The 26,127-nt window shown below is 61.9% G+C and carries 29 protein-coding genes; 16 read left to right on the top strand and 13 right to left on the bottom strand.

Translation table 11 applies throughout. From position 1 onward, the window contains the following. The first annotated feature begins 16 nt into the window (after positions 1-16). The 4 genes from MJ639_RS07795 (at position 17) to MJ639_RS07780 (ending at position 2,464) form a co-directional block, all read left to right on the top strand. On the top strand, positions 17-604 hold the full coding sequence (locus MJ639_RS07795; protein WP_243370037.1) for a histidine phosphatase family protein: 588 nt from the start codon (positions 17-19) through the stop codon (positions 602-604). A gap of 67 nt (positions 605-671) precedes the next feature. Continuing rightward, positions 672-1,682, top strand: a complete 1,011-nt coding sequence (locus tag MJ639_RS07790; RefSeq protein ID WP_243370035.1) for a YeiH family protein — start codon at positions 672-674, stop codon at positions 1,680-1,682. A 67-nt stretch (positions 1,683-1,749) separates the two neighbouring features. After that, on the top strand, positions 1,750-2,052 hold the full coding sequence (locus tag MJ639_RS07785; RefSeq protein ID WP_243370033.1) for a 4a-hydroxytetrahydrobiopterin dehydratase: 303 nt from the start codon (positions 1,750-1,752) through the stop codon (positions 2,050-2,052). 4 nt (positions 2,053-2,056) lie between these two features. Further along, positions 2,057-2,464, top strand: coding sequence for a GFA family protein (locus MJ639_RS07780; RefSeq protein ID WP_243370031.1), 408 nt, complete (start codon positions 2,057-2,059; stop codon positions 2,462-2,464). 2 nt (positions 2,465-2,466) lie between these two features. Here MJ639_RS07780 and MJ639_RS07775 read toward each other — a convergent pair whose 3' ends face one another. Beyond that, complete coding sequence (locus MJ639_RS07775) at positions 2,467-3,252, bottom strand: SDR family NAD(P)-dependent oxidoreductase (protein WP_243370029.1); 786 nt, start codon at positions 3,250-3,252, stop codon at positions 2,467-2,469. A 95-nt stretch (positions 3,253-3,347) separates the two neighbouring features. Between MJ639_RS07775 and MJ639_RS07770 the strand changes: the two genes are divergently transcribed. From MJ639_RS07770 to MJ639_RS07750, 5 genes are all read left to right on the top strand, one after another. Beyond that, positions 3,348-3,737, top strand: a complete 390-nt coding sequence (locus MJ639_RS07770; protein ID WP_423790765.1) for a YkvA family protein — start codon at positions 3,348-3,350, stop codon at positions 3,735-3,737. Positions 3,738-4,034: 297 nt separating this feature from the next. Further along, positions 4,035-4,730, top strand: coding sequence for a hypothetical protein (locus tag MJ639_RS07765; RefSeq protein ID WP_243370027.1), 696 nt, complete (start codon positions 4,035-4,037; stop codon positions 4,728-4,730). A gap of 249 nt (positions 4,731-4,979) precedes the next feature. Beyond that, positions 4,980-6,191 carry a dual-specificity RNA methyltransferase RlmN gene (gene rlmN, locus MJ639_RS07760; protein WP_243370879.1) on the top strand — a complete coding sequence of 404 codons (1,212 nt, stop codon included), beginning with the start codon at positions 4,980-4,982 and terminating at the stop codon, positions 6,189-6,191. Between the two features lie 93 nt (positions 6,192-6,284). Then, positions 6,285-6,704: a hypothetical protein gene (locus MJ639_RS07755; RefSeq protein ID WP_243370025.1), complete on the top strand. Its 420-nt coding sequence runs from the start codon at positions 6,285-6,287 to the stop codon at positions 6,702-6,704. After that, a complete protein-coding gene (locus MJ639_RS07750; protein WP_243370023.1) occupies positions 6,701-7,201 on the top strand; it encodes a hypothetical protein in 501 nt (166 codons plus the stop codon). The genes MJ639_RS07755 and MJ639_RS07750 overlap by 4 nt, the downstream gene beginning before the upstream one ends. Here the strand turns inward: MJ639_RS07750 and MJ639_RS07745 are convergent. Further along, positions 7,173-7,814 (bottom strand): LysE family translocator, encoded by a 642-nt coding sequence (locus MJ639_RS07745; protein ID WP_243370020.1) that lies wholly within the window; start codon positions 7,812-7,814, stop codon positions 7,173-7,175. The two genes, MJ639_RS07750 and MJ639_RS07745, sit on opposite strands and share 29 nt — an antisense overlap. A 144-nt stretch (positions 7,815-7,958) precedes the next feature. On the opposite strand from MJ639_RS07745, the gene MJ639_RS07740 reads away from it, so the two are divergent. The 4 genes from MJ639_RS07740 to MJ639_RS07725 are packed head-to-tail and all read left to right on the top strand — an operon-like array spanning position 7,959 to position 10,850. Continuing rightward, a complete protein-coding gene (locus MJ639_RS07740) occupies positions 7,959-8,564 on the top strand; it encodes a LemA family protein (RefSeq protein WP_243370018.1) in 606 nt (201 codons plus the stop codon). Positions 8,565-8,568: 4 nt separating this feature from the next. Further along, on the top strand, positions 8,569-9,438 hold the full coding sequence (locus MJ639_RS07735) for a TPM domain-containing protein (protein WP_423790764.1): 870 nt from the start codon (positions 8,569-8,571) through the stop codon (positions 9,436-9,438). Between the two features lie 5 nt (positions 9,439-9,443). Next, positions 9,444-10,241, top strand: a complete 798-nt coding sequence (locus MJ639_RS07730; protein ID WP_243370010.1) for a TPM domain-containing protein — start codon at positions 9,444-9,446, stop codon at positions 10,239-10,241. Further along, positions 10,242-10,850 carry a TPM domain-containing protein gene (locus tag MJ639_RS07725; RefSeq protein WP_243370004.1) on the top strand — a complete coding sequence of 203 codons (609 nt, stop codon included), beginning with the start codon at positions 10,242-10,244 and terminating at the stop codon, positions 10,848-10,850. A gap of 3 nt (positions 10,851-10,853) precedes the next feature. On the opposite strand, the gene MJ639_RS07720 is transcribed toward MJ639_RS07725, so the two are convergent. The 9 genes from MJ639_RS07720 to MJ639_RS07680 form a co-directional block, all read right to left on the bottom strand. After that, positions 10,854-11,591, bottom strand: a complete 738-nt coding sequence (locus MJ639_RS07720; RefSeq protein ID WP_243370002.1) for a DUF1223 domain-containing protein — start codon at positions 11,589-11,591, stop codon at positions 10,854-10,856. Positions 11,592-11,620: 29 nt separating this feature from the next. Next, on the bottom strand, positions 11,621-12,580 hold the full coding sequence (locus tag MJ639_RS07715) for a lipid A biosynthesis lauroyl acyltransferase (protein WP_341482636.1): 960 nt from the start codon (positions 12,578-12,580) through the stop codon (positions 11,621-11,623). A 105-nt stretch (positions 12,581-12,685) separates the two neighbouring features. Then, positions 12,686-13,708, bottom strand: a complete 1,023-nt coding sequence (locus MJ639_RS07710; RefSeq protein ID WP_243370000.1) for a zinc-binding dehydrogenase — start codon at positions 13,706-13,708, stop codon at positions 12,686-12,688. A gap of 164 nt (positions 13,709-13,872) precedes the next feature. Further along, positions 13,873-15,273, bottom strand: a complete 1,401-nt coding sequence (locus MJ639_RS07705; protein ID WP_243369998.1) for an ATP-binding protein — start codon at positions 15,271-15,273, stop codon at positions 13,873-13,875. A gap of 194 nt (positions 15,274-15,467) precedes the next feature. Continuing rightward, on the bottom strand, positions 15,468-16,139 hold the full coding sequence (locus tag MJ639_RS07700) for an SDR family NAD(P)-dependent oxidoreductase (protein WP_243369996.1): 672 nt from the start codon (positions 16,137-16,139) through the stop codon (positions 15,468-15,470). 4 nt (positions 16,140-16,143) lie between these two features. Further along, positions 16,144-17,424 carry a beta-ketoacyl-ACP synthase gene (locus MJ639_RS07695; RefSeq protein ID WP_243369956.1) on the bottom strand — a complete coding sequence of 427 codons (1,281 nt, stop codon included), beginning with the start codon at positions 17,422-17,424 and terminating at the stop codon, positions 16,144-16,146. Between the two features lie 10 nt (positions 17,425-17,434). Continuing rightward, entirely contained in the window at positions 17,435-18,553 is a 1,119-nt protein-coding gene (locus tag MJ639_RS07690; RefSeq protein WP_243369947.1) for a beta-ketoacyl-ACP synthase, read from the bottom strand. Further along, complete coding sequence (locus tag MJ639_RS07685) at positions 18,546-19,010, bottom strand: 3-hydroxyacyl-ACP dehydratase FabZ family protein (RefSeq protein ID WP_243369945.1); 465 nt, start codon at positions 19,008-19,010, stop codon at positions 18,546-18,548. Before MJ639_RS07685 ends, MJ639_RS07690 begins: the two co-directional genes overlap by 8 nt. 123 nt (positions 19,011-19,133) lie before the next feature. Next, a complete protein-coding gene (locus MJ639_RS07680) occupies positions 19,134-19,415 on the bottom strand; it encodes an acyl carrier protein (protein WP_243369943.1) in 282 nt (93 codons plus the stop codon). A gap of 310 nt (positions 19,416-19,725) precedes the next feature. On the opposite strand from MJ639_RS07680, the gene MJ639_RS07675 reads away from it, so the two are divergent. Next, a complete protein-coding gene (locus MJ639_RS07675; protein ID WP_243369941.1) occupies positions 19,726-20,448 on the top strand; it encodes a fused DSP-PTPase phosphatase/NAD kinase-like protein in 723 nt (240 codons plus the stop codon). A gap of 16 nt (positions 20,449-20,464) precedes the next feature. Further along, positions 20,465-20,770 (top strand): GIY-YIG nuclease family protein, encoded by a 306-nt coding sequence (locus MJ639_RS07670; protein ID WP_243369939.1) that lies wholly within the window; start codon positions 20,465-20,467, stop codon positions 20,768-20,770. A gap of 124 nt (positions 20,771-20,894) precedes the next feature. On the opposite strand, the gene MJ639_RS07665 is transcribed toward MJ639_RS07670, so the two are convergent. Continuing rightward, on the bottom strand, positions 20,895-22,679 hold the full coding sequence (locus tag MJ639_RS07665; RefSeq protein ID WP_243369937.1) for an ABC transporter ATP-binding protein: 1,785 nt from the start codon (positions 22,677-22,679) through the stop codon (positions 20,895-20,897). Positions 22,680-22,851: 172 nt separating this feature from the next. Here MJ639_RS07665 and MJ639_RS07660 point away from each other — a divergent pair, with 172 nt between their 5' ends. Beyond that, positions 22,852-23,478, top strand: coding sequence for a LysE family translocator (locus MJ639_RS07660; protein ID WP_243369935.1), 627 nt, complete (start codon positions 22,852-22,854; stop codon positions 23,476-23,478). A 148-nt stretch (positions 23,479-23,626) separates the two neighbouring features. Here MJ639_RS07660 and MJ639_RS07655 read toward each other — a convergent pair whose 3' ends face one another. Further along, entirely contained in the window at positions 23,627-26,023 is a 2,397-nt protein-coding gene (locus MJ639_RS07655; protein ID WP_243369933.1) for a transketolase-like TK C-terminal-containing protein, read from the bottom strand. Between the last annotated feature and the right edge of the window lie 104 nt (positions 26,024-26,127).

The raw sequence follows: 26,127 nt of genomic DNA, 5'->3' as shown, positions 1-26,127 counted from the left end.
TCTCGGTTCAATCCCGATGGCGTCACTCATCTTTCTCACCCACCCGGAGGTGGTGATCGATCCGCTCGTGCCTGTTCCGCGTTGGCCGCTGAACGAGACGGGGCGAAAGAGAATGGAGTGCTTCGCCGAGAAGCTTTCGAACCTCCGTCTCTCCTCCATCCATGCCAGCACGGAACAGAAGGCCATCGACGGCGCGGCTATCGTGGCGCAGCGTCTCGGCATGACCTATCGCACCCACGAGGATATCGGCGAGAACGACCGCTCGGCCACGGGCTATATCGCGCCGCCGGAATTCTGGGAGGTGGTACGCGAGTTCTTCGGCCGCCCTCACGAGAGCATTCGTGGGTGGGAGCGCGCCATCGATGCGCAGACGCGCATCGTGAACGCCGTGCGCCGGATCGCGGCGGAGGAAACAGGCAACGCGCTGATCGTCTCTCATGGCGGCGTCGGTTGTCTGCTCACGGCTCACCTGCAACAGGTGGAGATCGGGCATGAAAGCCGTCCGCAGCATTCGGGCGGCGGCTGCTTCATCGTCATCGACCGGGGCTCGTTCACGCTGCAGCAGGATTGGCGCAATATCGAGGATGCCGCTTTTCTCGTTTGAGCCTTGCATCGCGCCTGCCTTCGGACTAGCCGTTCCCACACTGTTTTCGAGGGGGCGAAGCGATCCGATGAACGGCACGGGCCTGGCCAGATACATTCCCGGAATCGCTCTGTGCGCCGCCATCTCCGTCGCCGCTCTCGGCTTGCAGATGCTGGAGGAGCACTGGACCGGCCGGCCCTGGCTCGAAGCACTGGTTATTGCGATCCTGCTCGGCACTTTAATCAGAACGCTCTGGACGCCCGATGCCCGTTGGGTCCCCGGCATCGGCTTCTCGGCGAAGACCCTGCTTGAAGTCGCCGTGATGCTGCTCGGTGCCTCCATCAGCTTTCAGGCCGTGCTCCAGGCCGGCCTCGGCCTCATTCTCGGTATCGCAATCGTGGTGGCGCTTGCCATCGGCGCGAGCTACGGCCTTTGCCGCCTGCTCGGCCTGCCTCAACGCATGTCGATCCTGGTGGCCTGCGGCAACTCGATCTGCGGCAATTCCGCGATTGCAGCGGTCGCTCCCGTGATCGGCGCGAAGCCGGAAGATGTTGCCTCGTCCATCGCGTTCACCGCCATTCTCGGTGTGATCGTGGTGCTGACGTTGCCGCTTCTGATGCCGCTCTTCGGCCTCTCGCTCACGCAATACGGCGTGCTCGCGGGTCTTACCGTCTATGCGGTGCCGCAGGTTCTCGCCGCCACCCTGCCGGTGAGCGCGGTGAGCACGCAGATCGGCACGCTCGTGAAGCTCGTGCGTGTGCTGATGCTGGGGCCGGTGGTGATCGCGCTGTCGCTGAAGGCGGGCGAGAAGGCGGCCGCGAAAAGCCTCTCGTTCACGCGCCTCGTGCCCTGGTTCATCATCGGCTTCCTGACCCTCGCGGCCTTGCGCTCCTTCGGTGCGATTCCCGATTCCGTGCTCGGTCTCGTCACGCCAACGGCAACCCTTTTGACCATCATCTCAATGGCGGCGTTGGGTTTAGGTGTAGACCTGAAGGTTCTCGCCAGGGTCGGCGGGCGCGTGACGCTCGCGGTGACGCTCTCGCTGATCGTGCTGATCGGGATCAGCCTGGGGCTCATTCGCCTTCTCGGATTGGCATGAGGGCTTGAAAGCTGCGGCCGCTGCTTCATCACTAAGCCATCCCGTTCTCTTGAAAGATGAAGCCGCCATGCCCCGCCTGACCGAATCCGAGCGTCAAGAATTTCTCTCCGCCCTCGACGGCTGGACTCTCGTGGAAGGACGGGATGCCATCCGCAAGCGCTACGTGTTCGACGATTTCAACGCGGCTTTCGGCTGGATGACGCGCGTGGCGCTGGTGGCCGAGCCCATGAACCACCATCCGGAATGGTTCAACGTCTACAACAAGGTCGACGTGACCCTTTCCACGCACGATGCCAACGGCCTCACCCGCCGCGACGTGGAGCTGGCCCAGCGCATGGATCAGCTCGCCGCCGGACTGACGAAGGCGTGATGCCATGGCGAAACAGAATGTTCTCACCGGCGGATGCGCCTGCGGACAACTGAGATACACGGTGCAGGGCCAGCCCAATCGCGTGGGCCTGTGTCATTGCATGACCTGCCGCAAAGAGACCGGCAGCGTTTTCAACGCCTTTGCGATCTTTCCCGCGGATCAGGTGACGGTCTCGGGCGAGAGCAAGGTCTGGGAGACCGCCCCCGGAGGGCAGCGCCGCTTCTGTCCCACCTGCGGTTCGCTGGTGTTCTATTCGGACAGCAGCGACGAGATCGAGATCATGCTCGGCAGCTTCGACCAGACGGATCTCTTCAAGCCCACCTACGAGGCCTGGACCACGCGCCGCGAATCCTGGCTCTGCACCCCGGATCTCATCAGCTATTCTGAGAACTGGGGCGAGATCACGTCATAGGCTTATTTCGGCTGCATCCGCAGCGCGCCGTCGAGGCGGATGCCTTCGCCATTGAGCATGTCGTTTTCGAGAATGCTCTTTACCAGCTGCGCATATTCCTCGGGCCGTCCGAGGCGCGAGGGGAACGGCACGTTGGCTTCCAACGATTTGCGGTAATCTTCCGCGATGCCCTCGAAGAGCGGCGTATGGAACAAGCCCGGCATGATCGTCATCACGCGGATGCCGAAGCCTGAGAGATCGCGCGCCACGGGCAGGGTAAGCGCCAGCACGCCGCCTTTGGAGGCGGAATAAGCCGCCTGCCCGATCTGCCCGTCCTGCGCCGCCACCGACGAGGTGTTGACGATGACGCCGCGTCCGCCATCCGGCGTTATGGGTTCGAGCGCGGCCATCGCGGCGGCGCATTTGGAAATCATGGCATAGGTGCCGATGAGGTTGATCTCCACCGTCTTGCGGAAGCTGGCGAGGTCATGGGCGATCAGCTCGCCCGTTTCGCGCTTCTTGGTTACCGTGCGACGGCCTGGCGCGACGCCCGCGCAATTGACGAGAATGCGCTCGACACCATGCTTTTCGCGCGCCTTCACGAGGCCTGCATCGATGGAGGCTTCATCCGTCACATCGACCTGGCAGAACAAGCCGCCGATGTCGCGGGCAACCGCCTCGCCGCGCTCAGCGTTCATATCGAAGATGGCGACCTTCACACCCTGTGCAGCGAGCATACGCGCGGTGGCCTCTCCCAGTCCCGAAGCGGCGCCGGTCACGACGGCCGCCATCAATTTGTCGAGCTTCATTGGTTGTCTCCTCCCTTGAGGATGCTTGTAGGCAATCCTTACATGAAGTCGATACCATTGCGTCGATCCCTGAGCTGTCGAAGGAGCGGAAAAGCATGAGCGAACCTGTCACGAAGCCTTTCACCAAGGCCGAGATGGACGCCATGCGCGCGGCCACCCGGGACGAGGAAAGCCTGAAGCGCCGCTTCTGGGAGAAGTTCAGGCGTGTCGCGGGGAAAATTCCCTTCGCGGAGGATCTTGTGGCCGCCTTCTATTGCGCCACGGATTCGAAGACGCCGAGCCGCGTGAAGCTGATTCTCCTCGGGGCCATCGCCTATTTCGTCTTCCCGATGGATGCGGTGAGCGACCTGCTGCCCCTCATCGGCTTCGCCGACGATGCGGCCGTGCTGGCAGCCGCCATCACGCAGGTTGCGGGCTCCATTACGGAAGAACACAGGAAAAAGGCCCGAGACACCCTAGGGGAAGTCTCAATCGATAAAGCCTAAATGGCCAAGCTTATTTAAGATTATATTCAGAACAAAGAATATGTACTTATTGCAACATTATAGTTTTTCATCTATACAGGGATTGTTCATCAGAAGTTATTTCAAATCCTCCCTTTGAAGAACGAACACTTTTGAGAATCACAACTCTTCCGGGCCGCTTTTTGCGGCCCTTTTATTTTGCCGTTCCGCAAGGTTTCTGACGCTGGTAATGCGCGTTTCGACGCATCGCCAACTTGCCCGGGCAAGGCTACGGCATGGTGAAGAGTTATTAACCCTCCCCTCTTATTGTCCGCCCTCATGACGACAGCATTTTTCCAGCGCGGCCTTGCCGCAGGCATCCTTTCCGCCGTCCTCAGCTTTGGCACTGGCTCGGCCGCTCTGGCTCAGTCTTCGCGCCCGGCGCAGAAGCCTGCCGCGACAAAGCCTGCCCCAGCCAAACCCGCTCCTGCAAAGCCTGCCGCGAACAAGCCCGCCTCGGCTGCCAAGCCTGCGGCAGCGGCTGGCGCTGCGGCCGTGGCAGCCAAGCCCGCCCCGGCGGCCACCGGTCCCGGCGGAGCCTCCCTCGTCACGTCCTACGGCGATTGGGGCGTCTACACGGCCCAGACCGGCCGCTCGAAGATCTGCTATGCCTTGAGCCAGCCTCAGGACCGCATGCCCAAGAACCTCAACCGCGATCCGGCCTATCTCTTCGTGTCCTTCCGCCCGGCAGAGAACGTGAAGAACGAGGTCGCCCTCGTGCTCGGCTTCGCTGCCAAGGAAAATGCCCCGGCCGAGGCCAGCATGGGCAGCGCGTCCTATGCCCTCATCGCCAAGGCCTCCAATGCCTGGCTGAAGAACCCCGCCGAGGAAACCCAGGCCATCGCCACCATGGCAAAGAGCGGAAGCCTGACCGTGAAGATGCAATCGGCTCGCGGCTCCAGCCTCACCGACCGCTATTCGCTCAGCGGCTTCAGCAAGGCCCTGGACCATGCCCGCAAGGAATGCGGCGTCTGAACGCCTCCCACCTTGCAAATTGCACTGTGAGTACGCATTTTCCGGGCCTCGCGCCCGGAATTTTGCTTTTCGGCTCACGGTTTCGGCGCAATCGTGTTATAGGCACGCGACTTTCCAATAATGAGGCTCGATCCCATGGCGACGGTGCTCGACATCGCCAAGCGTAACCCCAATGCGGCCCCGGTGGCCGTGAGCGATGCCGCACGCGCGGCGGGTGCCAACGCTTTGTCCATCGAAAAAACCGCCGAGATGAACGTGGCGGCAGGCGCCGCCCCCGGCGGAGCCTCCCTCGTCGGCCTCACTCGCGACCAGCTGAAGGATTCGCTGGCTGCCATCGGCGTACCCGAGCGCGAGCAGAAGATGCGCGTGGCCCAGCTGTGGCATTGGATCTATTTTCGCGGCGCGAAAAACTTCGCCGAGATGACCAATGTGGGCAAGGAGCTGCGCGCGAAGCTCGCTGACGCTTATACCCTCGCACGCCCGCAGGTGGTCTCCGAGCAGGTTTCAAAAGACGGCACCCGCAAGTGGTTGATCCGCATGGCCTCCACTGGCCCGCTCGACAAGGGCGCGGAGATCGAGTGCGTCTATATTCCGGAAGTCGATCGCGGCACGCTTTGCGTGTCGAGCCAGGTCGGCTGCACGCTCACCTGCTCCTTCTGCCATACGGGCACGCAGCGCCTCGTGCGCAACCTGACCTCGGCGGAAATCGTGGCGCAGCTCATTGTGGCGCGCGATTCCATCGGCGATTGGCCTCATGCAACACCGCCGGAAGGCGCGTTCGTTCCGAGCGACGGCGGACGCTTTGTGTCCAACATCGTGTTCATGGGCATGGGCGAGCCGCTCTACAACACCGACAACGTGGTCGATGCGATCAGCGTCATGTCGGACAACGAGGGGCTGGGCCTCTCGCGCCGCCGCATTACCGTCTCCACCTCCGGCGTCGTGCCGCAGATGGAGCGTCTCGGCGCGGAAGCCAACACCATGCTCGCGATCTCGCTCCATGCCGTGCGCGACGATCTTCGCGACGTGCTGGTGCCGATCAACCGCAAATACGACATCAAGCAGCTGCTCGATGCCTGCCGCGCCTATCCCGGCCTGTCGAACGCGCGCCGCATCACGTTCGAATACGTGATGCTGAAAGACGTGAACGATTCGGATGCCGACGCGCGCGAACTCGTGCGCCTGCTGAAAGGTATTCCGGCGAAGATCAACCTGATCCCGTTCAATCCCTGGCCCGGCTCGAAATACGAATGCTCGGATTGGGAGCGCATCGAGCGCTTCTCCGAGATTGTCTATCGCGCTGGCTACGCCTCGCCCGTGCGCACCCCGCGCGGTCGCGACATCCTCGCGGCCTGCGGCCAGCTCAAGAGCGAGACCGAAAAGCTGCGCGCCCGCGCCCGCATGATGGCCGAACAGGGCATCGGAGCCGAAGGCGTCTATGCGCTGGGGGATGGGGAGTAGAGCCAGCCTCGGCATCTTTCCCTAAGCAATAGATTTGCTGCGGCTCATGATGTGATATGATAACTCTCAGCCGGATGCGGCTGGGAGAGATCGATGGATCGCCAAATCAAAGGGATTGTCGGCACTACCATTGCCGCTCCCTATACCGTTCTCCTCCTGGCATCCCTGAGTTTGATCCTGACGGGAAACAAGGATCCGAGCGACCTCCTTCAATGGCAGTTCTATGAGGATCTTTTCGCGCTCGGCACAATGGGATTGTTGTGGTCCGCTCTTCCAACGCTGTTCCTGTCTCTGATCGCCGCCGGAATCCTGAATATGCTGAAGCTCAGATCGCCGGCAGGTCCCATTGCCGTCGGCATGATCATTGGGCTGTGCTTTGGAGCCTTCCTGGGTTCAGCCAATATCGAGCTGATGATCCTTCTCTCGCTTTCGGGCGCCATCTGCGGGTGGATCTATTGGCGCATTGCCATTCGACAGAAATGTAAAGATCCCGACCCTATAACCACCGCATGATCCGCTGGCTTCTCCTCATCCCCTTCGCGCTTCTCATCGCCATCGGCGTGAGCAGCCTGTTCTTCCTTCTCGCGTCGATGATCGATCCGCTCATGGCAACGCTCACAGGCGAGACGCTGTTCGTGGGTTTCTGGAATCTCGTGGATGCGGTGTTCTCGTCCGATGATCCCGGACCCATTGTCGCCGATGCGATGCTGAGCGTCGGGCGGATCATGTTCACACTGCTCGTGCTGCCGCCCCTGGTCATCGCGATCATCAGCGAGGTTTTGAAGATGCGAAGCCTGCTCTGGCACGCGCTCGCTCCCGGCGTTCTCACGGCTTCCGTGCCGTGGATCCTGCGCGGCGACGCTCGCGTCGCAAACCCCGCCGAACTGCATGTGAGCGCCATTCTCGCGCTCACCGGCGCGGTGGCAGGATTCATCTATTGGGCCATCGCCGGGCGCGATGCCGGCGGCCGCAACCCGTCGCCTAACGCGACGCCGTCGTCAGGATCTTGAGCGCGAAAGCGCCGAAGAGGCCGGCAAAGGAATAATCGATACCGCGCATCAGCTTGGGATGGTTGCGCAGCAGCGCGATCATCTTCTCGGCGCCCAGGATCATGATCGCGCTCAAGGGTGTGCTGAGCACGATGAAGAAGAGGCCGAGGAAGAGCAGCTTGTCGGCGGCGTGAGGGTCGGCCGCATCCACGAATTGCGGCAGGAAGGTCACGAAGAACAGCACGATCTTCGGATTCGTGAGATTGATGCCGACGCCCATGAGGAAGGTCTTCCAGAACGAGACTTCGACGCGGCCCTCTTCCTTGAGCGAGAGCGCCGAGCCGTTGCGCACCGCGTCGAAGGCCATCCAGAGAAGGTAGAGCGCGCCGACCACCTTCAGGATCGTGAAGGCCGTGACCGAGGCCGCCAGCAGAGCCGAGAGCCCGAGAGCGGCAAGCAGGGTATGGACGCAGCAGCCCGCCATGGCGCCCAACATCGAGGCCATGCCCGCTTTTCGGCCGCCCGACATGGTTTTGGCCAGAAACAGGCTCATATCCGGGCCCGGTGTGATGAAAAGCACGAAGCAGGCAAGCGAATAGGTCAGCAGAATGCTTAAGCTTGGCAGAAAAGTCATGGACTTAACCTCGGAATCGGCTGCCGGATCATGCCCCAATCGCCTGTTTACGACCAGTCGAAAAAGTCTTGTTGAAACAAGGTTCTTGCCCCATCTGTTGAACCGGCCAAGTTTACGGCCATGAGATTCGCGAGAAGGACAGACATGAAGGCTTCGCTCCTGCGGAATCGGATCCGCATCGCCCTGACTGGAATGGCTCTCGCCGTCGGCCTATCCGCCTGCGGGATCAACAACGTGCCGACCCTCGAGGAGCAGGCCAAGGCCGCCTGGAGCGAGGTGCAGAACCAGTACCAGCGCCGCACCGACCTGATCCCCAACCTCGTCGAGACCGTGAAGGGCTTCGCCCAGCAGGAGCGCGAGGTCCTTATCCAAGTCACGGAAGCCCGTGCCCGCGCCACGCAGGTGCAGGTGGATGCCTCCACGGTGAACGACCCCGAAAAATTCCGCCAGTTTCAGGAAGCGCAGGGCCAGCTCTCCGGCGCGCTCGGCCGCCTGCTCGCCACCGTGGAGCGCTATCCCGAGCTGAAGTCCAACGCCAACTTCCTGGCGCTGCAATCGCAGCTGGAGGGCACGGAAAACCGCATCGCCGTGGCGCGTCGCGACTACATCGCCTCCGTTCAGGCCTACAATACGGAGCTGCGCACGATCCCGGGCCGCTGGATCGCGGCCGTCGTTTATCCTGACGCCAAGCCCATGGAAACGTTCACCGCCACTGCCGGCTCCGACAAACCGCCCGCAGTGAAGTTCTAAGCGCATGACGGGGGCAGCGCGCATTCCCTCCTTTTGCGGAGGGTGGAGGAAGCTCGCCTCTATAGCGGCGCTGCTCCTGACCTTTCTGGTGGTCGCTGCCCCCCTTGCCGCCCATGCCCAAAACTTCCCACCGCTTACAGGGCGCGTGGTCGATGCGGCCAACCTGCTGACGCCGAATAAGCGAGCCACGTTTGAGGCAAGGCTCAAGGCGCATGAGGAGAGCACCACCAATCAGGTTGTGCTAGCCACGGTACCGTCTCTGGAAGGCGTCAGCATCGAGGATTACGCCAACCGGCTTTTTCGAAGCTGGAAGCTCGGGCAGCAGGATAAAAACAACGGTGTGCTGCTGCTGATTGCGCCCAAGGAACGCGAGATACGCATCGAGGTGGGGTACGGCCTGGAAGGAACCCTGACGGATGCCTTCGCCAAGCTCATCATCGCGAATGTGATCACGCCCAGGTTCAAGCAGGGGCGCTACGCGGACGGCATCGATGGAGGCCTTAGCTCCATCCTGGATGTCCTGACGGGCAAAGCCGACATCAGCGCGCATATCATCACACCGGATGGGGTGCGCCCGGTCCTGCGCGATCCCACTGTCGTCGAGCAGGTGACGGAGCAAGGCATCTTTCGCCCTGCTCCCAAGAAGCTCTGGTTCGGCTTCGACCCCTTCTTCGTCATCATCTTCGGCGCGATCTGCATCAATGGCATCTTCGTTCTGCTGACCGCGATCTTCGGACCCAAACATTGGTTGCTCAAGTCGGTCAGCCGCAGCGGCCGCAGAGGATCGGGCGGCGGCAGCTTTGGAAGCAGCAGAAGCAGCTTCTCCGGCGGCGGTGGCTCCTCCGGCGGCGGCGGAGCTTCTGGGAGATGGTAATGGTGATGGCCTGGAATAAAGGGGCAGCTGTCGCGCAGCCTCGGCTCACGTGGGGTTTCCTCGCTCTGCTTGCTGCGAGCCTATTCTTCACTCCTGTTCTTGCTCAAACTTTCCCCGCCCTCACTGGCCGCGTCGTCGACCAGGCGAATATCCTCAAGCCCGAAGAGCGCGCTGCGCTCGACGCGAAGCTGAAGGCTTATGAGGACAAGACGTCCGATCAGGTGGTGGTCGCAACCGTTTCCTCCCTCGAAGGAACGAGCGTCGAGGATTACGCCAACCGCTTGTTCCGCGCTTGGCAGCTCGGGCAGAAGAAGAACAACAACGGCGTGCTGCTGCTCGTCGCGCCCAACGATCGCAAGCTGCGCATCGAGGTCGGTTATGGATTGGAGGGCGCACTCACCGATGCGCTCTCGAAGGTGATCATCACCACGGCCATCGCACCGCAATTCCAGAAGGGCAACTTCGTCGGCGGCATCGATGCGGGTGTCGATGCCATTCTCTCGATCCTCACGGGCGATGCGGAGCAATGGCAGCGCAAGGCCGAGGTGCGGGAGGATCCATCGTCGAACATGGATGCGGTCATCACCTTCCTGATCATCGCCTTCGTCATCTTTCAGGTTTATCGCGGCCTGCGCGGTGGCGGGTCAGGCGTCCGGAGCCAGCGCGGCTCCAGTCCTTGGATCATATCCACAGGCAGCGGATCTGGAAGAAGCAGCGGTTGGTCGAGCGGCAGAAGCTCGGGCGGAGGTTTTTCGGGCGGCGGCGGATCGTCCGGCGGCGGCGGGGCATCGGGGAGCTGGTAGATGATTTCGGAACAGGACCAAAACCGGCTCTCAACGGCCATTCACGAGGCGGAAAAGACGACCGCAGGCGAGATCGTCGTCGTTGTCGCGCGCCAGGCGGATACCTATCACGCCATCCCGGTCGCCTTGGGCCTCTTCGTGGCCCTTCTGACGGCATGGCCGCTGATCTGGTTCACGGAGCTCGGACCGACGCGGATCTTCCTGATCCAGCTCACTGTTGCCGTCGTGCTCAACGCCGTCCTCGCTTGGCCCGCGATTCATCTCGCCCTCATTCCGGGCGGCATCAAGCGAGCGCGGGCGCATGAAGCAGCCTTGCGGGAATTCGCGAGCCACGGCCTCTCGCGCACCCAAGGACGTACAGGCGTGCTGATCTACGTGGCGGCGGCCGAACATTATGCCGAGATCATCGCTGATATCGGCATCGCCGACCGGGCAGGCCCGGCTGCGTGGGAAGCCATCATCGCGGAGCTGATCGACGCGATCCGTCAGGACAAGGCCGGCGACGGGCTGGTCCAGGCCGTGCAGCGCGCGGGCGCCATCCTGGCCGAGCACGCGCCGCCGCAGGCCAACGACAGCAACGAGCTGCCGAACAAGGTCGTACTTTTGTAAGGCTTAAAGGCCGCTGCTCTTGGCGGCGCCCAGGATCACGCTCGGCCTGTCGTCCTGCGCGGTCTGAAGCAGCACCACATAACCGTCAGCGCCACTGCGGGCGGTTTCCACCGGCACCTCGAAGCGGGCGGAGCCGCCGGTCCATTCGCCGACGCGCTTGAGGCCGCGCACCACATTGGCGTAGGTCACCGTCTTGCCCTTGTTCTCGCCGCGCTCGATGGGGACGGTCTGGGAGCGCATCACTGGCAGAACCCACACGAGCGCGTCGCGCCGCACAGGCTCGGCCACTTCCGTCACGGAGATGGCGACCTTGCCGTTCTCTTCGCTGACGGCGATGTCCACGGGCAGCTTGGTGCGGCCCTTCAAGGTCATCTGAATGGCGTTTTCGATCTGCGCCTTGTCAGAGCCGATGCATGATTTCTTGCCGTTCACGATCATCTGCGGCGTGAAGACCTGACGGTCGTTGCGACCGTGGGCGTATTCCTTCTGCCGCGTCGTGAAATCGGCATGGGCCAGCGTATCCTTCCAGCCGAGATAATCCCAGTAATTCACGGGGAAGGAGAGCGCCACGATATCGGGTTGCTTCGAATACTCGACCAGCAGCGCATCGGCGGGCGGGCAGTTGGAGCAGCCTTGGCTGGTGAAGAGCTCCACCACCGCGCGCGGCGGCTCCGCCAGAGCAGGTTGCATGAAAACGGCAAAGCCCGTGGCCGCCAGAAGAAGTTTCAATCGAGACGCCATGATGCCTGCCATGAAACACCAGGGGCGGCTCAATGGGAACTCACTTTACCTTGAACGTTCGTCTGGGCTCCGGCGGGAACACGCCATCGACGGTGCATCCAGAGCCATTGCTCCGGATATTCGCGCACCCATTCCTCCACGACCGAGGTCATGGCCTGCATGGCACCCTGGACGTTGATCTGCCCGTCGGGATCACGCGGAAGGTCGAGCGCGGGCGTCAGCTGGAGCCGGAAGCGGTGGTTGGGCAGGCGGATCACCCGCACGCCATGGACCGGGCAGTCGAAATTCCGGGCGAACTTGCCGAGGATCGGGTTCACCAGCGCCTTGCGGCCCATGAAATCCACCAGCACACCCCGGGTGAAATGCTGGTCGATGAGCATGCCGAGATGCCCGTTCTTTTCCAGCGCACCCTGCATGGCGAAGGCCGCGCCCTGGCGGGCGGCTTCGAGATTGCCCATGGTCTCGCTGCGGATCTCATGCAGCACGCGGGCGATCGCCGGATCGTTGGGCGCGCGGAACACCGCCGTGGTATCTAGACCGAACCGCGCCGCGCAGATGGCGGGCAATTCCCAATTGGCGAGATGGGCGGAGAACACGATGCCGGGCTTGCCGTCGTCGCGCAGGGCCAGGAAGTGGTCGATGCCGTCGACCTCCGTACGGCCGGGAACGGTGCTGTCGGGGTCGAAATCGAACAGGCGGCCAAGATGCGGATATTCCCCGCCCGTGCGGCCGAGATTGTCCCAGGCCCCGCGCGCAATGGCCTTCACTTCGGCTTCCGACTTTTCAGGATAGGCAGCGCGGATATTGGCAAGCGCCGTCTTATGCGCCTTGAGCAGCGGCCCGAAGGTGCGGGCAAGTGCAGCGCCGAATGCACCCGAGCGCTCCGGACCGAGGGTCCGCGAGAAGGCGAACACGCCACGCACGACGCCGACCATCACCGTCTCGGACAGACGCGAAAGAAGGCTGCGGGGGCGGTTGGTCTGCTGCACGTTCAGGAAATCCGGATGGAAAAGGAAAAGGGCTTCCCGCGTGTTTTTCGCGTGGAGCCCGTTTCGTCAAGACCTATGGTTGAAAGGTGGCCCGTATCAGGGGGCTTAGAAGGTCACGATGACCTTGCCGAAGACCTTGCGGCCCTCCAGCCGCTCCAGACCCTTCTGGAAGTCGTCGAGCGGGAACACCGAGTCGATGACCGGGCTCATGCCGCCCGCCATCTTCTCCAGGGACTGGCTGATATTCTCGATCCGGCAGCCGAAGGAGCCGAAGATCCGGTATTGCTGCTGGAAGAGCTGCATCAGGTTCATGGTGGTGGAAACGCCCGAGGTGGAGCCGCAGGTGACAAGGCGTCCGCCGCGCTTGAGGCAGAGCAAGCTGCCGTTCCAGGTCTCCGCGCCCACATGCTCGAACACCACGTCCACGCCCTTGCGCTTGGTGAGCAGGCGCACCTCGCCCTCGAAGCGCTCCTTGCGGTAGTTGACGACGTAATCGGCGCCGAGGGCCTTCGCCTTCTCGCCCTTCTCGTCGTCGCCCACCGTCGTATAGACCGTGCAGCCGATGGCCTTCGCCATCTTGATCGCCGCCGTGCCGATGCCGGAGCCGCCCGCATGGACGAGGATCGACTCACCGGGCTCCAGCTTCGCGTTGTCGAAGAGCATGTGCTGCACCGTGCCGAAACCGATGGGCGCGCAGGCCGCCTGCTCGAAGGAGACACCCTTCGGCACCGGGATCACGAGGCGCTCGGGACGGTTGATCAACTCGCGGGCGAAGCCGTCGATATGGAAGCCCATGATGCCGGCGACGTTCTCGCAGAGATTGTCCCAGCCCTTGCGGCAGGCGCTGCAATGGCCGCAGGTCTCGGCCCCGTACATGGTCACCGGATCGCCGACCTTGAACCGGGACACGCCCTCGCCCACCGCCGCGATCTCGCCCGCAGCCTCGACACCCACCGCCTGCGGCATCTTGCGCTTGGCAAACGCCATGCCGCGAAAGCCCCAGACATCGAGATAGTTCAGCCCCAGCGCCTTGATCCGCACCTGCACTTCGCCCGCGGCGGGCGGCGGGGGAGCATCGATCTCGGTGATGCGAATGTCACGGTCGCCGAAAAGCTGAAGGGAGCGCATGGACAACAATCCTGATGACGTCACCGCCGACAGCATAAGGCGCGGCAGCAACGGAGAAATTTGGTTTCGGCGAGTTAAAGGGCAAGCCAGGGAATGGCAAGATCCAAGGCCATGTCTAAGAGCGGAGAGTAAAACAAATGAGCCTTTGAGAAGACTTACGCTACCTACACACCTTCTGGCTTCGCTGCGACCTTTCGCCAAGCAGAGGCTGATGCCTGTTTACCAGGTACGCGCTCAATTAGCCCCTGATCGCGGAGCTTATAGAACTCGACCTTGACCAAGTTCTCAGATTTGATGCCGGTTAGCTCCCGCGCCTGCGCATTTGTGATTTCTTCATGATGAGCAAGGAAGTTCATGATCGCCTCAGTTGGCAGAGCAAGAGGGGCATGACGAATTACAACCTTGACGTAGTTCCCATCTTCTTGAATCTGAGGGGGTTTAAGCTTCCACTCCTTCATTTTTTGGAAAACGGTGTTCAATCCCTCGCCCATATCTTTGTTTGGAGGCACTGGATAACGTGCAAGACATCGGACGATTTTTGAATTACGTGAAAATCGAGCATCTAAAATATTGTCGACCTTTACATATCCAGGAAGTCGCCCGGGACTTGAGATTTCAACCCGGTCATTGAATATTAAAACCTGAACATCATCAGAAATAGAATAATCACGATGAATGACAGCATTAACAAATACCTCCCATATAGCCTCAGGAGGATACTTAATTTCTTTCATACCTTCTTCAGTCCATTGTTTCAGACCTGATAGAATTTCAGTAATCTTATCAACGGATGCATGGATGAGCTTATATAGAGGCCCTTCAATGATGTAGGACTCTTTTAGGTGATCGCGTTCTGGCTCATCCTCACGGGTTTCATACCGCGAAATGCGAACGCTACACTTTCGAGGCATTACTACGGGCGGGTTGTTTGCAAAGAGCAGAATACCAGCAACTGAGGGCGTCCAATCACGCAAATCTACTAAATGTTGATTAACAACAAAGTCGAGAGGATCTGTTGCTGGAGAATACCCCCGCAAAAATTCTCTAATTTCATTAGAATCGACGACGACTTCTGGTGGAAGGCCAGAAACTTTCATATTCTCGAATGACTGAGCACCTTTAGCGAACGCAAGTTCGTTAACTTTCTGAGGGGTATTCAAAGGTAATGATTGAGCCCCAAAACGTTGGTAGACACTGCCGTCATCTGTCTTATTTACGTCAGCTCCGCGCTCAACAAACATTCGAAGTACATAACCCGGCTTGGTATCGCACTCTAGGAACTCGTAACGGACGTCGACGGCTGGGTTGAGGCTGAATAAAGCCTGTAGAAGCCCGTTGTAATCTTCAACTGTCCCAAGACCCTGCCAGCGGTTTGCCGGATTCGGTTCATCTCCGTCATCAGCAATGCCAACTACGACTTCGCCGCCGTCAGCGTTAGCAAAAGCTACAACGATTTTTTGCAGCTTCTTACCTGAAATCTTGGCCGCTTTCCGATCAAAAAAGTGATCCTCTGAACGATTCGACAGCGTGAGTGCGTCAGCTTCAGAAATCTTACTGGTTCTCAAATTTCGCCCCCAGGCACTGCAACTTTTGGGCGAATCTAGCATTCATTATTGCGAGTCGTCAGCCCATTCTGAGTGAGCATTTCGGACTCATCACGCAGCAATCCACAACCACTGTATCTTCAATAGGAAGCAATGATTTGTGATTGATTGCGGCTCTCAACCCTTCGATACCAATTGTCGTATATCTTTTAAGTCTACCGATGCACGCCCAGCATGGATGTGAGGCCACCATCGATGGGCAGCACCGCGCCGGTGATGTAGGCGGCGGGTTCGCTGAGCAGGAAGGCGGCGTAGGGTGCCATCATGTCGGTGTCGATAAAGCCCGGCGCGATCACGTTGACGGTGACGTTGCGCTTGGCGGTCTCGACGGAAAGCGTGCGGCAATAGGAGATGAGAGCGCCTTTCGACGCGGCATAGGCCGCGTTGCCGGGATTGCCCTGGAGCGCCGCCACCGAGCCGATGGCGACGATGCGGCCCGCCTTGGCGCGGACCATGCCGCGCATGAGCGACTTCGCGATGCGCGTGAGCGACCAGAAGTTCACCTGCATGGCGGCTTCGGCCTTGTCCTGCTGCATCATGGCGGCGAGCGCGTCGTAGGGCTGGCCCGCATTATGAACGAAGCCAAAGAAGCTCTCGCCCTCCAGCATCTCGCAGAAGGAATCCAGCGCCGCCTTGTCGGCAAGGTCGATCTCATGCGCCTTGATGGTGCGGCCCGGGTTCGCCTGCATCAGATCATCGGCGAGAGCCTTCGCGGCATCGCCGGACGAGCGATAGGTGAAGTCCACGTCGTGGCCTGCAGCCACCAGAGCCCGGACGATTGCCGCGCCGACGCCCTTGCCGCCGCCCGTCACCAACACGCGTGTCATGATTTTAAGCCCCCTTGGGCTCGGCCCCGAAGACGAGGCAGGTGTTCTGGCCGCCGAAACCGAAGGAATTCGAGAGCACGTATTTCACATCCGCATCGCGCGCGACATTCGGCACCACATCGAGCGGGATCGCGGGATCGGGCACCTGATAATTGATCGTCGGCGGAATGCGGCCCGTCGAGAGCGTGAGCAGCGACATCACCGCCTCCACTGCGCCGGCAGCCGTGAGCGTGTGGCCGATCATCGACTTGTTCGACGAGATCGGAAGTGTCGCCATGCGCTCGCCGAGCACGGCGGTGCAGCTCATGGCTTCCATCTTGTCGTTCTCGGGCGTCGAGGTGCCGTGCGCATTGATGTAGTCGATATCGTCGGGCGTCACGCCCGCGTCGTCGAGGGCTTCTTTAAGCGCCGCGATCGCGGGCGAACCATCGGGTGAGGAGCGCGTGCGGTGGAAGTTGTCGCCCTTCTCGCCGCAGCCGAGCACATAGCCGAGGATCTTTGCGCCGCGCGCCTTCGCGCTCTCGGCATTTTCGAGCACGAGTGCGGCACCACCCTCGCCCATCACGAAACCATCGCGGTTCTTCGAGAACGGCTTCGATGCGCCTTCCGGATTCTCGTTCTGCGTCGAGAGCGCCGAGAGCAGCGAGAAGCGGATGAGCGATTCCGGATTCACCGAGCCGTCGGTGCCGATGCAGAGCGCCGCATCCGTCTCGCCACGCCGGATCGCCTCGACGCCGAGCTGGATCGCGGTGGCGCCCGACGAGCAGGCGGTGGAGAGCGAAATCGGCGAGCCCTTCGTGCCGAACTTGTCGGCGACGCGATCAGCAACCGTGCCGAAGATGAAGAGATCGTGCCATTTCTTGAACTCGCCCGTGGCCGCAGCCTTCAGCAAGTCCTTGTAGGTGACGTCGCCATCCTGGCCGGAAGCTTTGGCGAGCGCTTCGCGCTGCGGCCATTCCATCTCGACCGGCGGCACGGCGATGAAGAGCGCGCCGGGAAATGCGGTCTGCGCGAGACCCGACTGGCCGACCGCTTCTTCTGCAGCCAGCATCGCCAGACGCTCGGAGAGCATCGGCGCGCAGAAGGGCTCCACGTCGATGAAGTCGATGGTGCCCGCAATCGTGGTGCGCAGGCCTTCCGTCGGGAAGCGGTTGATGCGGTGAATGCCGGATTTGCCCGCCGTCAAAGCGGCCCAAGTGGCATCCTTGCCCTGACCGAGAGAGGTGACCACGCCCATGCCGGTGACGGCAACGAGCGGACGGCCCTGTTTGTCGCGAAGCGCCATGCCGTTCTCCTCAAGCCTTGATGATGCGCAATGCGCCTTCGCCGCGCCAATGGCCGACGGAGGTGACAAGCGCATCCGATGCTTTGTTGCTGGCGATCAGGCCCGCTGCCAGCGCGACGCCGGCGGGCGCCTGTGCTTCCATGGCATGGCCGATCACGTCGCCGGTCGCATGAACGGGAGCACCGGGTGCAATGTCCTTCAGCGCGGCCTGTTCTTCATCCGTGATGCCCTTCACGCCGGTAGCGCCGGAGATCACTACGTCGGGCTTGCCGCTGAGATCCTTGGACAGACCATGCAGCGCCTTCTCGATGCTGCCGGGCTCGCGGCGCGAACGATCGGATGCAACGCCTGCAATCGCGGCAAGCGCCTTTGCGCCGCGCTTCTCCGCATGCTCGCGGGATTCGAGAACGAGGAAGCACGCAGCAGAGCCGAGGATCATGCCGCCGCCGTCAGAGGCGCGCGATCCAACAGGCTGATAGGGCTTCTTCCAGAGGAAGCCGCCCATTTCGTAGATCAAGAGCACGTCGGGACGCTCGGCGTTATAAGCGCCGCCGACGAGGAAGATGTCGTCCTGGCCGGACGCGATGCGCTCACGTGCGATGCGGATCGCATCCACGCCGCTCGATTCTTCGCCCATGAAGGTGCGCGAACCGCCCGTGACGCCATGCACGATGGAGATGTTGCCTGCGAGCAGATTGGAGAGCTGCGCGAGGAAGAGCGTGGGGCGTAAGTCCCCCATCAGCCGCTCGTTCAAAAACACGCCCGGGTTCTCAGCATTGCGAAGGCCCGAGAGGATCTGTCCGTCGACCGCGTAATCGCGCTCGCCGCCGCCTGCCGACACGATGAGCTGCATGCGGCCTTTGAGTTCCGCATCCTCTTTCACGCCTGCCGAGTCGAGAGCAAGGCCCGCCGCATAGCAACCGAGCTTCTGCCAGGCTTCCATCTGCCGCTGGTCGGATTTCTTCGGAATCTGGCGGTCCCATTCAAGCGCCGCGACCGGATGAACGGGGAACGGTGCGAAGGTCTCAGAATCCGTATTGGGAGCGCCGGAGAGTGCGGAGAGATGCACGTCCAGCCCCTCTCCCGCGCAGGAGACGATGCCGATTCCGGTGATGACGACGTCACGCATTGAGCGCCTCCTCCAGGCCGATGCGCTTGGCCTGCGCGCGCATCTGGCCGTCCATGCCTTCCGGGAAGGGCATGATCCTGAACCGCAGCTCAGCATCGCAGATCGGCTTGCCCTCGGCCAGGATCTTGGCCTTCGTCACCGCATAGCCCGAGCCTTCGTGTTCCAGCTGCGCCTGGACCGTGAGAACCGTGCCGGGGCCCACGAAGGTGCGGAAGCGCGCCTTGTCGACAGCCATCAGGAACGGCATGTGGGTGAAGCCCATGAGGCCCAGCACCAGATAGCCGGAAGCCTGGGCCATGGTCTCGGTGAGAAGAACGCCGGGGACGAGGGGGTGGCCGGGGAAATGGCCCTCGAAGACGGGGCTTTCCTGGGGCACAACGGAGCGAACCTCGATCCGCTTGGTCTCGCGGTCGAAGCTCGTCACCTGATCGATCATTTCAAAATATTCGAGGCGCATCCTGGTCCCGTACCATGTGGCCCCCGGCGGACGGAACAGGAAGGAAATCCATGAGGCGGGGCTTGATGGATCGCCTCTCCGGACAGGCTTAATCAAGCCTGTCCGCCGGGTAAGTTGTTGTTTTTAGGCCTGCTTTGCGGCCACGAGCGCGTCGATGCGCGAAACGAGGTTCTTCAGAACGAAGTATTCCTCGGCCGGAGCCTTGCCCTCGTTCACTTCCTGGGTCCACTGCTCGAGGGGCAGCTTGATCCCGAAGGCCTTGTCGATGGCAAACGCGATGTCGAGGAAGGCGAGCGAGTCGATGCCCAGATCCTCGATGGCGTGGCTCTCGGGGGTGATCTGGTCGCGCGGGATGTCGGCGGTTTCCGAAATGATGCCGGCGACGGTCTCGAAGGTGGACGACATGACGCCGCTCTCCTGAAATGCTTGGATCTTAACGATTCCGCAGCCGCCGGAGCCTCTCAGGCCCAGATCCCAGCCGCTCTTATCGTCAAGGAGGGTTGTATTGGAACGCTCCCCTTACACGACAGGGACCGCAGCGGCAACCGATTGGTTGCATTTCAGCCATCTCGCGGGTGTCGCACAGGTGCGGAACCTGCGGCAAAGGTTAAGAGCAGGCTGATTGATTAATCGGCTTCCATGGTCAATAAGAGCCGGCCTCAAGCCCCCGGGACTTGGGATATTGCTTTCAGACGCTTCTTAAGACTGGATCGCCGTGCTCAACAGGTTCCGCAAACCTGCCGTCCGCCGGGCCCGCCGCATGGCCCGTATCGCCCGATGGAACAGGCCCATCGAGGGAGCGTTCGGCCGCCTGCGCGCCTGGGCCAACATGCTGCTGGTCGACCATGGGGTGTTCCGGCTCATCTATCTGAACAAGCACAGGGTGTCCGAGCGTCTCTGGCGCGCGGCCCAGCCCGCACCGCACCAGATCGAGGCGCTCGCCAAGGAAGGTGTCCGCACCATCATCAACCTGCGCGGCGGGCGCGAGCATGGCTCCTGGCAGCTTCAGAAGGAAACCTGCGAGCGGCTCGGCATCCATCTCACCGAATTCATCGTCCGCTCCCGCGGCGCGCCGGATCGCAAGACGCTGCTCAAGGCCAAGGACTTCTTCGAGAACGTGGAATATCCGGCCGTGATGCATTGCAAGTCGGGCGCGGACCGGGCCGGCTTCATGGCGGCCCTCTACCTCATCGTCCATGAGGGCGAGAGCATGGACGAGGCGCAGAAACAGCTCCACATGCGCTACGGCCATTTCCGCTTCTCGAAGACGGGCATCCTGGACGCCTTCTTCGACATGTATCGCCGCGAGGGCGAGGCGAAGGGCGTTCCCTTTCTGACCTGGCTCGAAACTTCTTACGATTCCAAGACCCTGGAGCAGGAATTCCGTCCCGGCTTCTGGTCGAACCTGCTCGTCGATCGGATCATGCGGCGGGAGTAGGCTCAATCGCTTCGTTATGACGGGTTGCTGGTTCTACATTCTTCACTGCGCGGATGGCAGTTACTATACAGGGATAAGCCGATCCGACGATCTGGAAACACGGATCAGCCAGCACAACCAAGGCCTCTTTGGTGGCTACACAGCCAGGCGCCGCCCTATAGAACTTGTTTATTCAGCTCACTTTGAAAACATCACAGATGCGATTGCCTATGAACAACAGGTCAAAGGCTGGTCTCGAGCGAAGAAAGAAGCACTGATCAACGGCGACTTCGATGCGCTTCAAAGATTATCGAAAAGACATTCCTCTTCAGAAGAATCGTAACCCTCTGCCCTCATCCTGAGGAGCCGCGAAGCGGCGTCTCGAAGGAGGTTCCAGTGCTCTCTGGAGACGCCTCGCCCTTCGAGACGCGAGCAAGCTCGCTCCTCAGGGTGAGGCTGCGGGGAGCTTAAGGTAAAACGGAAAGGCTGGGCTCCGAGTCATCCGACAGCTGCAAACGGTGTAGCCGCGCATAAGCGCCCGCCTTCGCGATCAATGCCTCGTGCGAACCCATCTCCACGATGCGGCCAGTCTCCATCACCACGATCGTGTCCGCGTCGCGCACCGTCGAGAGGCGATGCGCGATCACGAGAGTCGTGCGGCCCTTCATGAGTTTGCGGATCGCATCCTGCACCAGACGCTCGGATTCCGAATCGAGGGCGCTGGTCGCCTCATCCAGCAGCAGGATCGGCGCGTTCTTCAGGAAGGCGCGGGCCAGCGACACGCGCTGGCGCTCGCCACCCGACAGACGCCCGCCGGCAGGTCCGACGATGGTGTCGTAGCCTTCCGGCTGCTTCATGATGAAATCATGCGCGGCAGCGGCCTTTGCCGCTTCCACGATCTCTGCATCCGATGCACCTGAGCGGCCGAAGGCGATGTTGGCGCGGATCGTGTCGTCGAAGAGCACCACGTCCTGGCTCACCACCGCAATGGCTTGGCGCAGGCTTGAGAGCGTCACGTCGCGGATGTCCTGTCCGTCGATGAGGATCGCGCCGCCGGTCACGTCGTAGAGACGCGGCACGAGGGAGAGCAGCGTCGATTTGCCCGAACCGGAGCGGCCGACAAGCGCCGTGGTGCGGCCGGCTTCCGCCACGAGGTCGATATGGCTCACCGCCACGCCTTCGCCATTGTAGGAGAAGGTGAGATCGGCAAAGCGCACCTCGCCGCCCTTGAGCGCGAGCGGTTTGGCGTCGGGCTTGTCCTGGATCTTCGGCGCCTCGTCCATGATGGCGAAGGTGCGCTGCAAGGCGGCCGCCGCCTCCTGCACGATGGCGTGCAGATTGCCGAGCGCGCGGATGGGCTGGGCCGCGAGCAGCAACGCGCTGACGAAGCCGGTGAAATCGCCCACCGTGCTGCTCTGCGAGAGAATGCGCTGACCGATCAGCACGAGCACGGCGGCGACCGCGATGCCGCCGCCGACTTCGAGCAGCGGATCGAGTCGACCGCGCGCATTCGCGCCCTTCATGCGAAGCTTACGGATCTCATCGAACGTGCTCGCCGCCTTGGCCTTGAGATAACCTTCCAGCCGATAGGTCTTGGCGATGCGCGTGCCGGCAAGACTCTCCGTGATGAGGCCAGCCATCTGGCCCGTCTGCTCCTGCATGGAGGACGCGACGCGGCGCAGCTTGCGGCCGATCTTTTCCACCGGATAGGCGAAGAACGGCACGGTGATGCCCGCCACCAGGGCCATCATCGGATCGATCCAGATCATCGCCGCCACCAGCGCGATCACGGTGGTGATCTCGCGCAGGAAAACGGTGGAGAGACGGGTCAGCGCCTCCTTGATGAAGGTGAAATCGGTGGTGAAACGTTGCGTCAGCGCGGCAGGGCTCTCACGCCCGATCTGGGCGAGATCGGCTTCGATCAGATGACCGTAGAGCTTCGTCTGCATGTCGGCTTCGATGCGCGTCACCACCTTGTTGGTGAGAACCGTCAGCGCCAGCAGGGAGAAGCCCTTCACGGAGGTCACAGCGATCACGAAGAGCGGCGCGAGATAGATCGCCGTCACGTCCTTCGTGTCGAAGGCATCGAACGCCGCCTTGATCAGAACCGGATAAAGTCCCGTCGCACCGGCGACCAGGGCCACGAGCACGAGCACGGCCATCAGCGTCCTGGCATGCGGGCGCATCCAGTCGCGCCAGAGGCGCTTGATCAAGGGAAGGGTATCGCCTGTGAAAAGGCTTTTGCGGGCCATGTCGTGCTTAAAACTCTCGTCGTGATGGCCGCGAGTTACCACGCAAGGCCCGCCAGCGGCAAACTCTTCCGGCAAAACGGCCCTGCCCCACCGCTTCCGGCAAGCTCGGCCGTATACTCGACAGGCCCGAGTTTCTGTGGCTGAGTTCCCATCTCCTGGGAGGAAAACAGCCATGCCGTTCGAAACTTGGCTCGCCTTTACCGCTGCCGCTGCCGTGCTGCTCATCATTCCGGGACCGACCATTCTGCTGGTCGTGTCCTACGCGCTCGGCCAGGGTTGGCGTACAGCCCTGCCCATGGCCATCGGCGTGGCTCTCGGCGATTTCACCGCCATGACCCTCTCCCTGGTGGGCCTCGGCGCCCTGCTCGCCGCCTCGGCGACAATCTTCACGATCCTCAAATGGGTTGGCGCCGCCTATATCGTCTGGCTCGGCATCAAGCTCTGGCGCGCGGGCGGTTCACTCGACGTTACGCCCCGCAAGGATGCCGCATCCGCCTTGAAGATGCTCGGCCATGCCTGGCTCGTGACGGCGCTCAACCCGAAGGGCCTCGTGTTCTTCGTGGCTTTCCTGCCGCAATTCATCGACCCGAAACTGCCCTTCCTGCCGCAGGTGAGCGTCTGCGCCGCGACCTTCCTGGTCCTGGCCTTCGCGAACGTCCTCACCTACGCGCTCATCGCCTCGCGGGCGCGGGACGCCATCCGCAACCCGCGCACCATCGGCCTCATCAACAAGGCCGGCGGCAGCCTGCTGATCGGCGCAGGCGTCGCCACCGTGGCACTGAAGGCGGGGCAGGCTTAAGACCACCAAAGCCCTAATCCTGAGGAGGGTAGCGTCTCGAAGGGCGAGGGCGTCTCCAGAGAACACTGGATCCTCCTTCGAGACGCCTGCTGCGCAGGCTCCTCAGGATGAGGCCAGAGGGTGACAAGTCCTTCTCGAGCCGGAGACGTCACACCGCCTTCAAATACCGCATGGGCTTGCCGGGCGCGATCATCTCGGCAGCCGCGATGATGCCCTGCGCATCGATGCCGAAATGCCGGTAGAGATCCTTGATCGTGCCGGTCTGGCCGAAATGCTCCACGCCGAGCGATCGGGTGCGATGGCCCATGACGGAGCCCATCCAGGCCAGCGTCGCCGGATGGCCGTCGATCACCGTCACCAGTCCGCAATGAGGCGGCACGTCGCCGAGCAAACGCTCCACATGCGAGCGCGCATGGACGAGGCCGCGTTCGCGGGCGCGCTGCGCCGCCGTCCAGCCCGCATTGAGACGGTCCGCCGAGGTGATGGCGAGCAGGCCGATATCGCGCCGGTCCTCGGCCATGAGGCCCACCGCCTCGATGGCTTCCGGCGCGACAGCACCCGTATAGGCGACGACGACCTGGGCGTTCGGGCCGGGCTTGCGCAGCCAATAAGCACCCGCCATGATCTCGTCGGCCAGCTCAGGCGTCATTTCGCGCTGCGGCTGTTCCAGGCTGCGGGTCGAGAGACGCAGATAAACCGATCCGCCGGTTTCGTCGCGCAGCCACGTGCGTTCGTTGGGCTCGCCTTCGCCATTGCGCTGCATGTAATCGAAGGCCCAGCGCATGATGACGGCAAGCTCGTCGACGAAGGCAGGCTCGAAGGATGCCAGGCCATCCTGCGCTAGGCCTACAAGCGGCGTGCCGATGGATTGATGCGCGCCGCCTTCGGGAGCCAGCGTCACGCCGGAAGGCGTGGCGACGATCATGAAACGCGCATCCTGATAGCAGGCGTAATTGAGCGCATCCGCGCCGCGATAGATGAACGGATCGTAGAGCGTGCCGATGGGAAGCAGCCGCTCGCCGAAGATCGAATGCGAGAGGCCGAGCGCGGAGAGCACGATGAACAGATTCATCTCCGCGATGCCGAGTTCGAGATGCTGACCCTTCGGCGAGAACTCCCAATTATAGGTCGAGGGAATGCGCTCTTTCTTGAAGGTATCGACCATGCTGTTGCGCGCGAACAATCCGCGCCGGTTCACCCAGGCGCCGAGATTGGTGGAGACCGTCACGTCCGGCGCGGTCGTCACGATGCGATCTGCCAACGCCTGATCGGAGCGCGCCAATTCGTTGAGGATGAGCCCGAAGCCCTGCTGCGTGGACATGGAGGGATTGGCCGGGAACGAAAGCTTTTCGGGCACCGGCACGGTCGGCGCCAAATAACGACGGCGCCCCTTCTGCACGAAGGGCACCTTTTGCAGGAAATCCTCAAGCTCGCTCTGCGCGATTTTCACGCCTTCGAACTTGTCCCATTCATGACCCGTGCGTACGCCTTGGGTGGCGCGCCACGCCTCCATCTGCGTCGGCGTCAACAGGCCGGAATGGTTGTCCTTGTGGCCGGCGAGCGGCAGGCCGAAGCCCTTGATGGTATAGGCGATGAAGCAGACCGGCTTGTCGTGCTGGCGCGCCTTCTCGAAGGCGTCGAGCAGGCTCGGTAGGTCGTGTCCTCCGAGATTCGACATGAGCCGCGCCAGTTCTTCATCCGAACGCTTCTCGATGAGGCGCGTGACGGGGCCCTGATCGCCGAGATCGTCGAGCAGGCGCTTACGCCAGGCAGCACCGCCCTGGAAGGTGAGCGCGGAATAGAGTTGGTTCGGACAGGTATCGATCCAATTTTTAAGCTTCTCGCCGCCGGGCTCGGCGAATGCCTCCTGCATGAGCGATCCGTATTTCAGGATCACCACCTCCCAGCCGAAATTGCGGAACAGGGCCTCGAAGCGCTCCCACAAGCCTTCGCGGATCACGGCGTCGAGGCTCTGGCGATTGTAATCGACGATCCACCACGTGTTGCGCACGCCGTGTTTCCAGCCTTCGAGCAGGGCCTCGAAGATGTTGCCCTCGTCCATCTCCGCATCGCCCACGAGCGAGATCATGCGGCCTTCGGGCAGATCCTTTGCCCAACCATGGGCCTTCACGTAATCCTGCACGAGGCTCGAGAACAGCGTCTGCGCAACGCCGAGGCCGACCGAGCCCGTGGAGAAATCCACGTCGTCCACGTCCTTGGTGCGGGAGGGATAGGATTGCGCGCCCTTGTAGCCACGGAAGTTTTCCAGCTTCTCGCGGGTCTGGTTGCCGAAGAGATACTGGATCGCGTGGAAGATCGGGCTCGCATGAGGCTTCACCGCCACGCGATCCTCCGGCCGCAGGGCCGAGAAATAGAGTGCGGTGAGAATGGTGGAGAGCGAGGCCGAGGACGCCTGATGGCCGCCGATCTTCAACCCGTCCTCGTTGGGGCGCAGGTGATTGGCGTTGTGGATCGTCCAGGTCGCAAGCCAGAGCACCTTGCGTTCGAGTTCCTGCAAGGTTGCAAGATGCCGTGCATCGACCATCGTATCCTCCCAAATTCGCCCGTGTCGTTACAGAGTGGCGCCGGGCTAACAGCGTTCAAGCGTTATCAGAGGGTACAAGCCGGTGCCATGAGACGGAAGGCGCA

It is taken from the genome of Microvirga solisilvae (assembly GCF_022808595.1).
In the GTDB taxonomy this organism is placed as follows: Bacteria; Pseudomonadota; Alphaproteobacteria; order Rhizobiales; family Beijerinckiaceae; genus Microvirga; species Microvirga solisilvae.
Note: the sequence above shows the minus strand (reverse complement) of the source record. Positions and strands in the feature narration are given on the sequence as shown.

What these genes read in the sequence shown, in the direction of transcription:
- MJ639_RS07795 (WP_243370037.1), top strand. Translation starts at nt 17, where the DNA reads ATGGCGTCACTCATCTTTCTCACCCACCCGGAGGTGGTGATCGATCCG.
- MJ639_RS07730 (WP_243370010.1), top strand. Translation starts at nt 9,444, where the DNA reads ATGGCCTGGAATAAAGGGGCAGCTGTCGCGCAGCCTCGGCTCACGTGG.
- MJ639_RS07775 (WP_243370029.1), bottom strand. Translation starts at nt 3,252, where the DNA reads ATGAAGCTCGACAAATTGATGGCGGCCGTCGTGACCGGCGCCGCTTCG.
- MJ639_RS07720 (WP_243370002.1), bottom strand. Translation starts at nt 11,591, where the DNA reads ATGGCGTCTCGATTGAAACTTCTTCTGGCGGCCACGGGCTTTGCCGTT.
- rlmN (WP_243370879.1), top strand. Translation starts at nt 4,980, where the DNA reads ATGAACGTGGCGGCAGGCGCCGCCCCCGGCGGAGCCTCCCTCGTCGGC.
- MJ639_RS07695 (WP_243369956.1), bottom strand. Translation starts at nt 17,424, where the DNA reads ATGGCGCTTCGCGACAAACAGGGCCGTCCGCTCGTTGCCGTCACCGGC.
- MJ639_RS07725 (WP_243370004.1), top strand. Translation starts at nt 10,242, where the DNA reads ATGATTTCGGAACAGGACCAAAACCGGCTCTCAACGGCCATTCACGAG.
- MJ639_RS07690 (WP_243369947.1), bottom strand. Translation starts at nt 18,553, where the DNA reads ATGCGTGACGTCGTCATCACCGGAATCGGCATCGTCTCCTGCGCGGGA.
- MJ639_RS07755 (WP_243370025.1), top strand. Translation starts at nt 6,285, where the DNA reads ATGGATCGCCAAATCAAAGGGATTGTCGGCACTACCATTGCCGCTCCC.
- MJ639_RS07765 (WP_243370027.1), top strand. Translation starts at nt 4,035, where the DNA reads ATGACGACAGCATTTTTCCAGCGCGGCCTTGCCGCAGGCATCCTTTCC.
- MJ639_RS07655 (WP_243369933.1), bottom strand. Translation starts at nt 26,023, where the DNA reads ATGGTCGATGCACGGCATCTTGCAACCTTGCAGGAACTCGAACGCAAG.
- MJ639_RS07770 (WP_423790765.1), top strand. Translation starts at nt 3,348, where the DNA reads ATGAGCGAACCTGTCACGAAGCCTTTCACCAAGGCCGAGATGGACGCC.
- MJ639_RS07700 (WP_243369996.1), bottom strand. Translation starts at nt 16,139, where the DNA reads ATGACACGCGTGTTGGTGACGGGCGGCGGCAAGGGCGTCGGCGCGGCA.
- MJ639_RS07740 (WP_243370018.1), top strand. Translation starts at nt 7,959, where the DNA reads ATGAAGGCTTCGCTCCTGCGGAATCGGATCCGCATCGCCCTGACTGGA.
- MJ639_RS07780 (WP_243370031.1), top strand. Translation starts at nt 2,057, where the DNA reads ATGGCGAAACAGAATGTTCTCACCGGCGGATGCGCCTGCGGACAACTG.
- MJ639_RS07790 (WP_243370035.1), top strand. Translation starts at nt 672, where the DNA reads ATGAACGGCACGGGCCTGGCCAGATACATTCCCGGAATCGCTCTGTGC.
- MJ639_RS07785 (WP_243370033.1), top strand. Translation starts at nt 1,750, where the DNA reads ATGCCCCGCCTGACCGAATCCGAGCGTCAAGAATTTCTCTCCGCCCTC.
- MJ639_RS07710 (WP_243370000.1), bottom strand. Translation starts at nt 13,708, where the DNA reads ATGCGCTCCCTTCAGCTTTTCGGCGACCGTGACATTCGCATCACCGAG.
- MJ639_RS07670 (WP_243369939.1), top strand. Translation starts at nt 20,465, where the DNA reads ATGACGGGTTGCTGGTTCTACATTCTTCACTGCGCGGATGGCAGTTAC.
- MJ639_RS07680 (WP_243369943.1), bottom strand. Translation starts at nt 19,415, where the DNA reads ATGTCGTCCACCTTCGAGACCGTCGCCGGCATCATTTCGGAAACCGCC.
- MJ639_RS07665 (WP_243369937.1), bottom strand. Translation starts at nt 22,679, where the DNA reads ATGGCCCGCAAAAGCCTTTTCACAGGCGATACCCTTCCCTTGATCAAG.
- MJ639_RS07750 (WP_243370023.1), top strand. Translation starts at nt 6,701, where the DNA reads ATGATCCGCTGGCTTCTCCTCATCCCCTTCGCGCTTCTCATCGCCATC.
- MJ639_RS07660 (WP_243369935.1), top strand. Translation starts at nt 22,852, where the DNA reads ATGCCGTTCGAAACTTGGCTCGCCTTTACCGCTGCCGCTGCCGTGCTG.
- MJ639_RS07735 (WP_423790764.1), top strand. Translation starts at nt 8,569, where the DNA reads ATGACGGGGGCAGCGCGCATTCCCTCCTTTTGCGGAGGGTGGAGGAAG.
- MJ639_RS07745 (WP_243370020.1), bottom strand. Translation starts at nt 7,814, where the DNA reads ATGACTTTTCTGCCAAGCTTAAGCATTCTGCTGACCTATTCGCTTGCC.
- MJ639_RS07685 (WP_243369945.1), bottom strand. Translation starts at nt 19,010, where the DNA reads ATGCGCCTCGAATATTTTGAAATGATCGATCAGGTGACGAGCTTCGAC.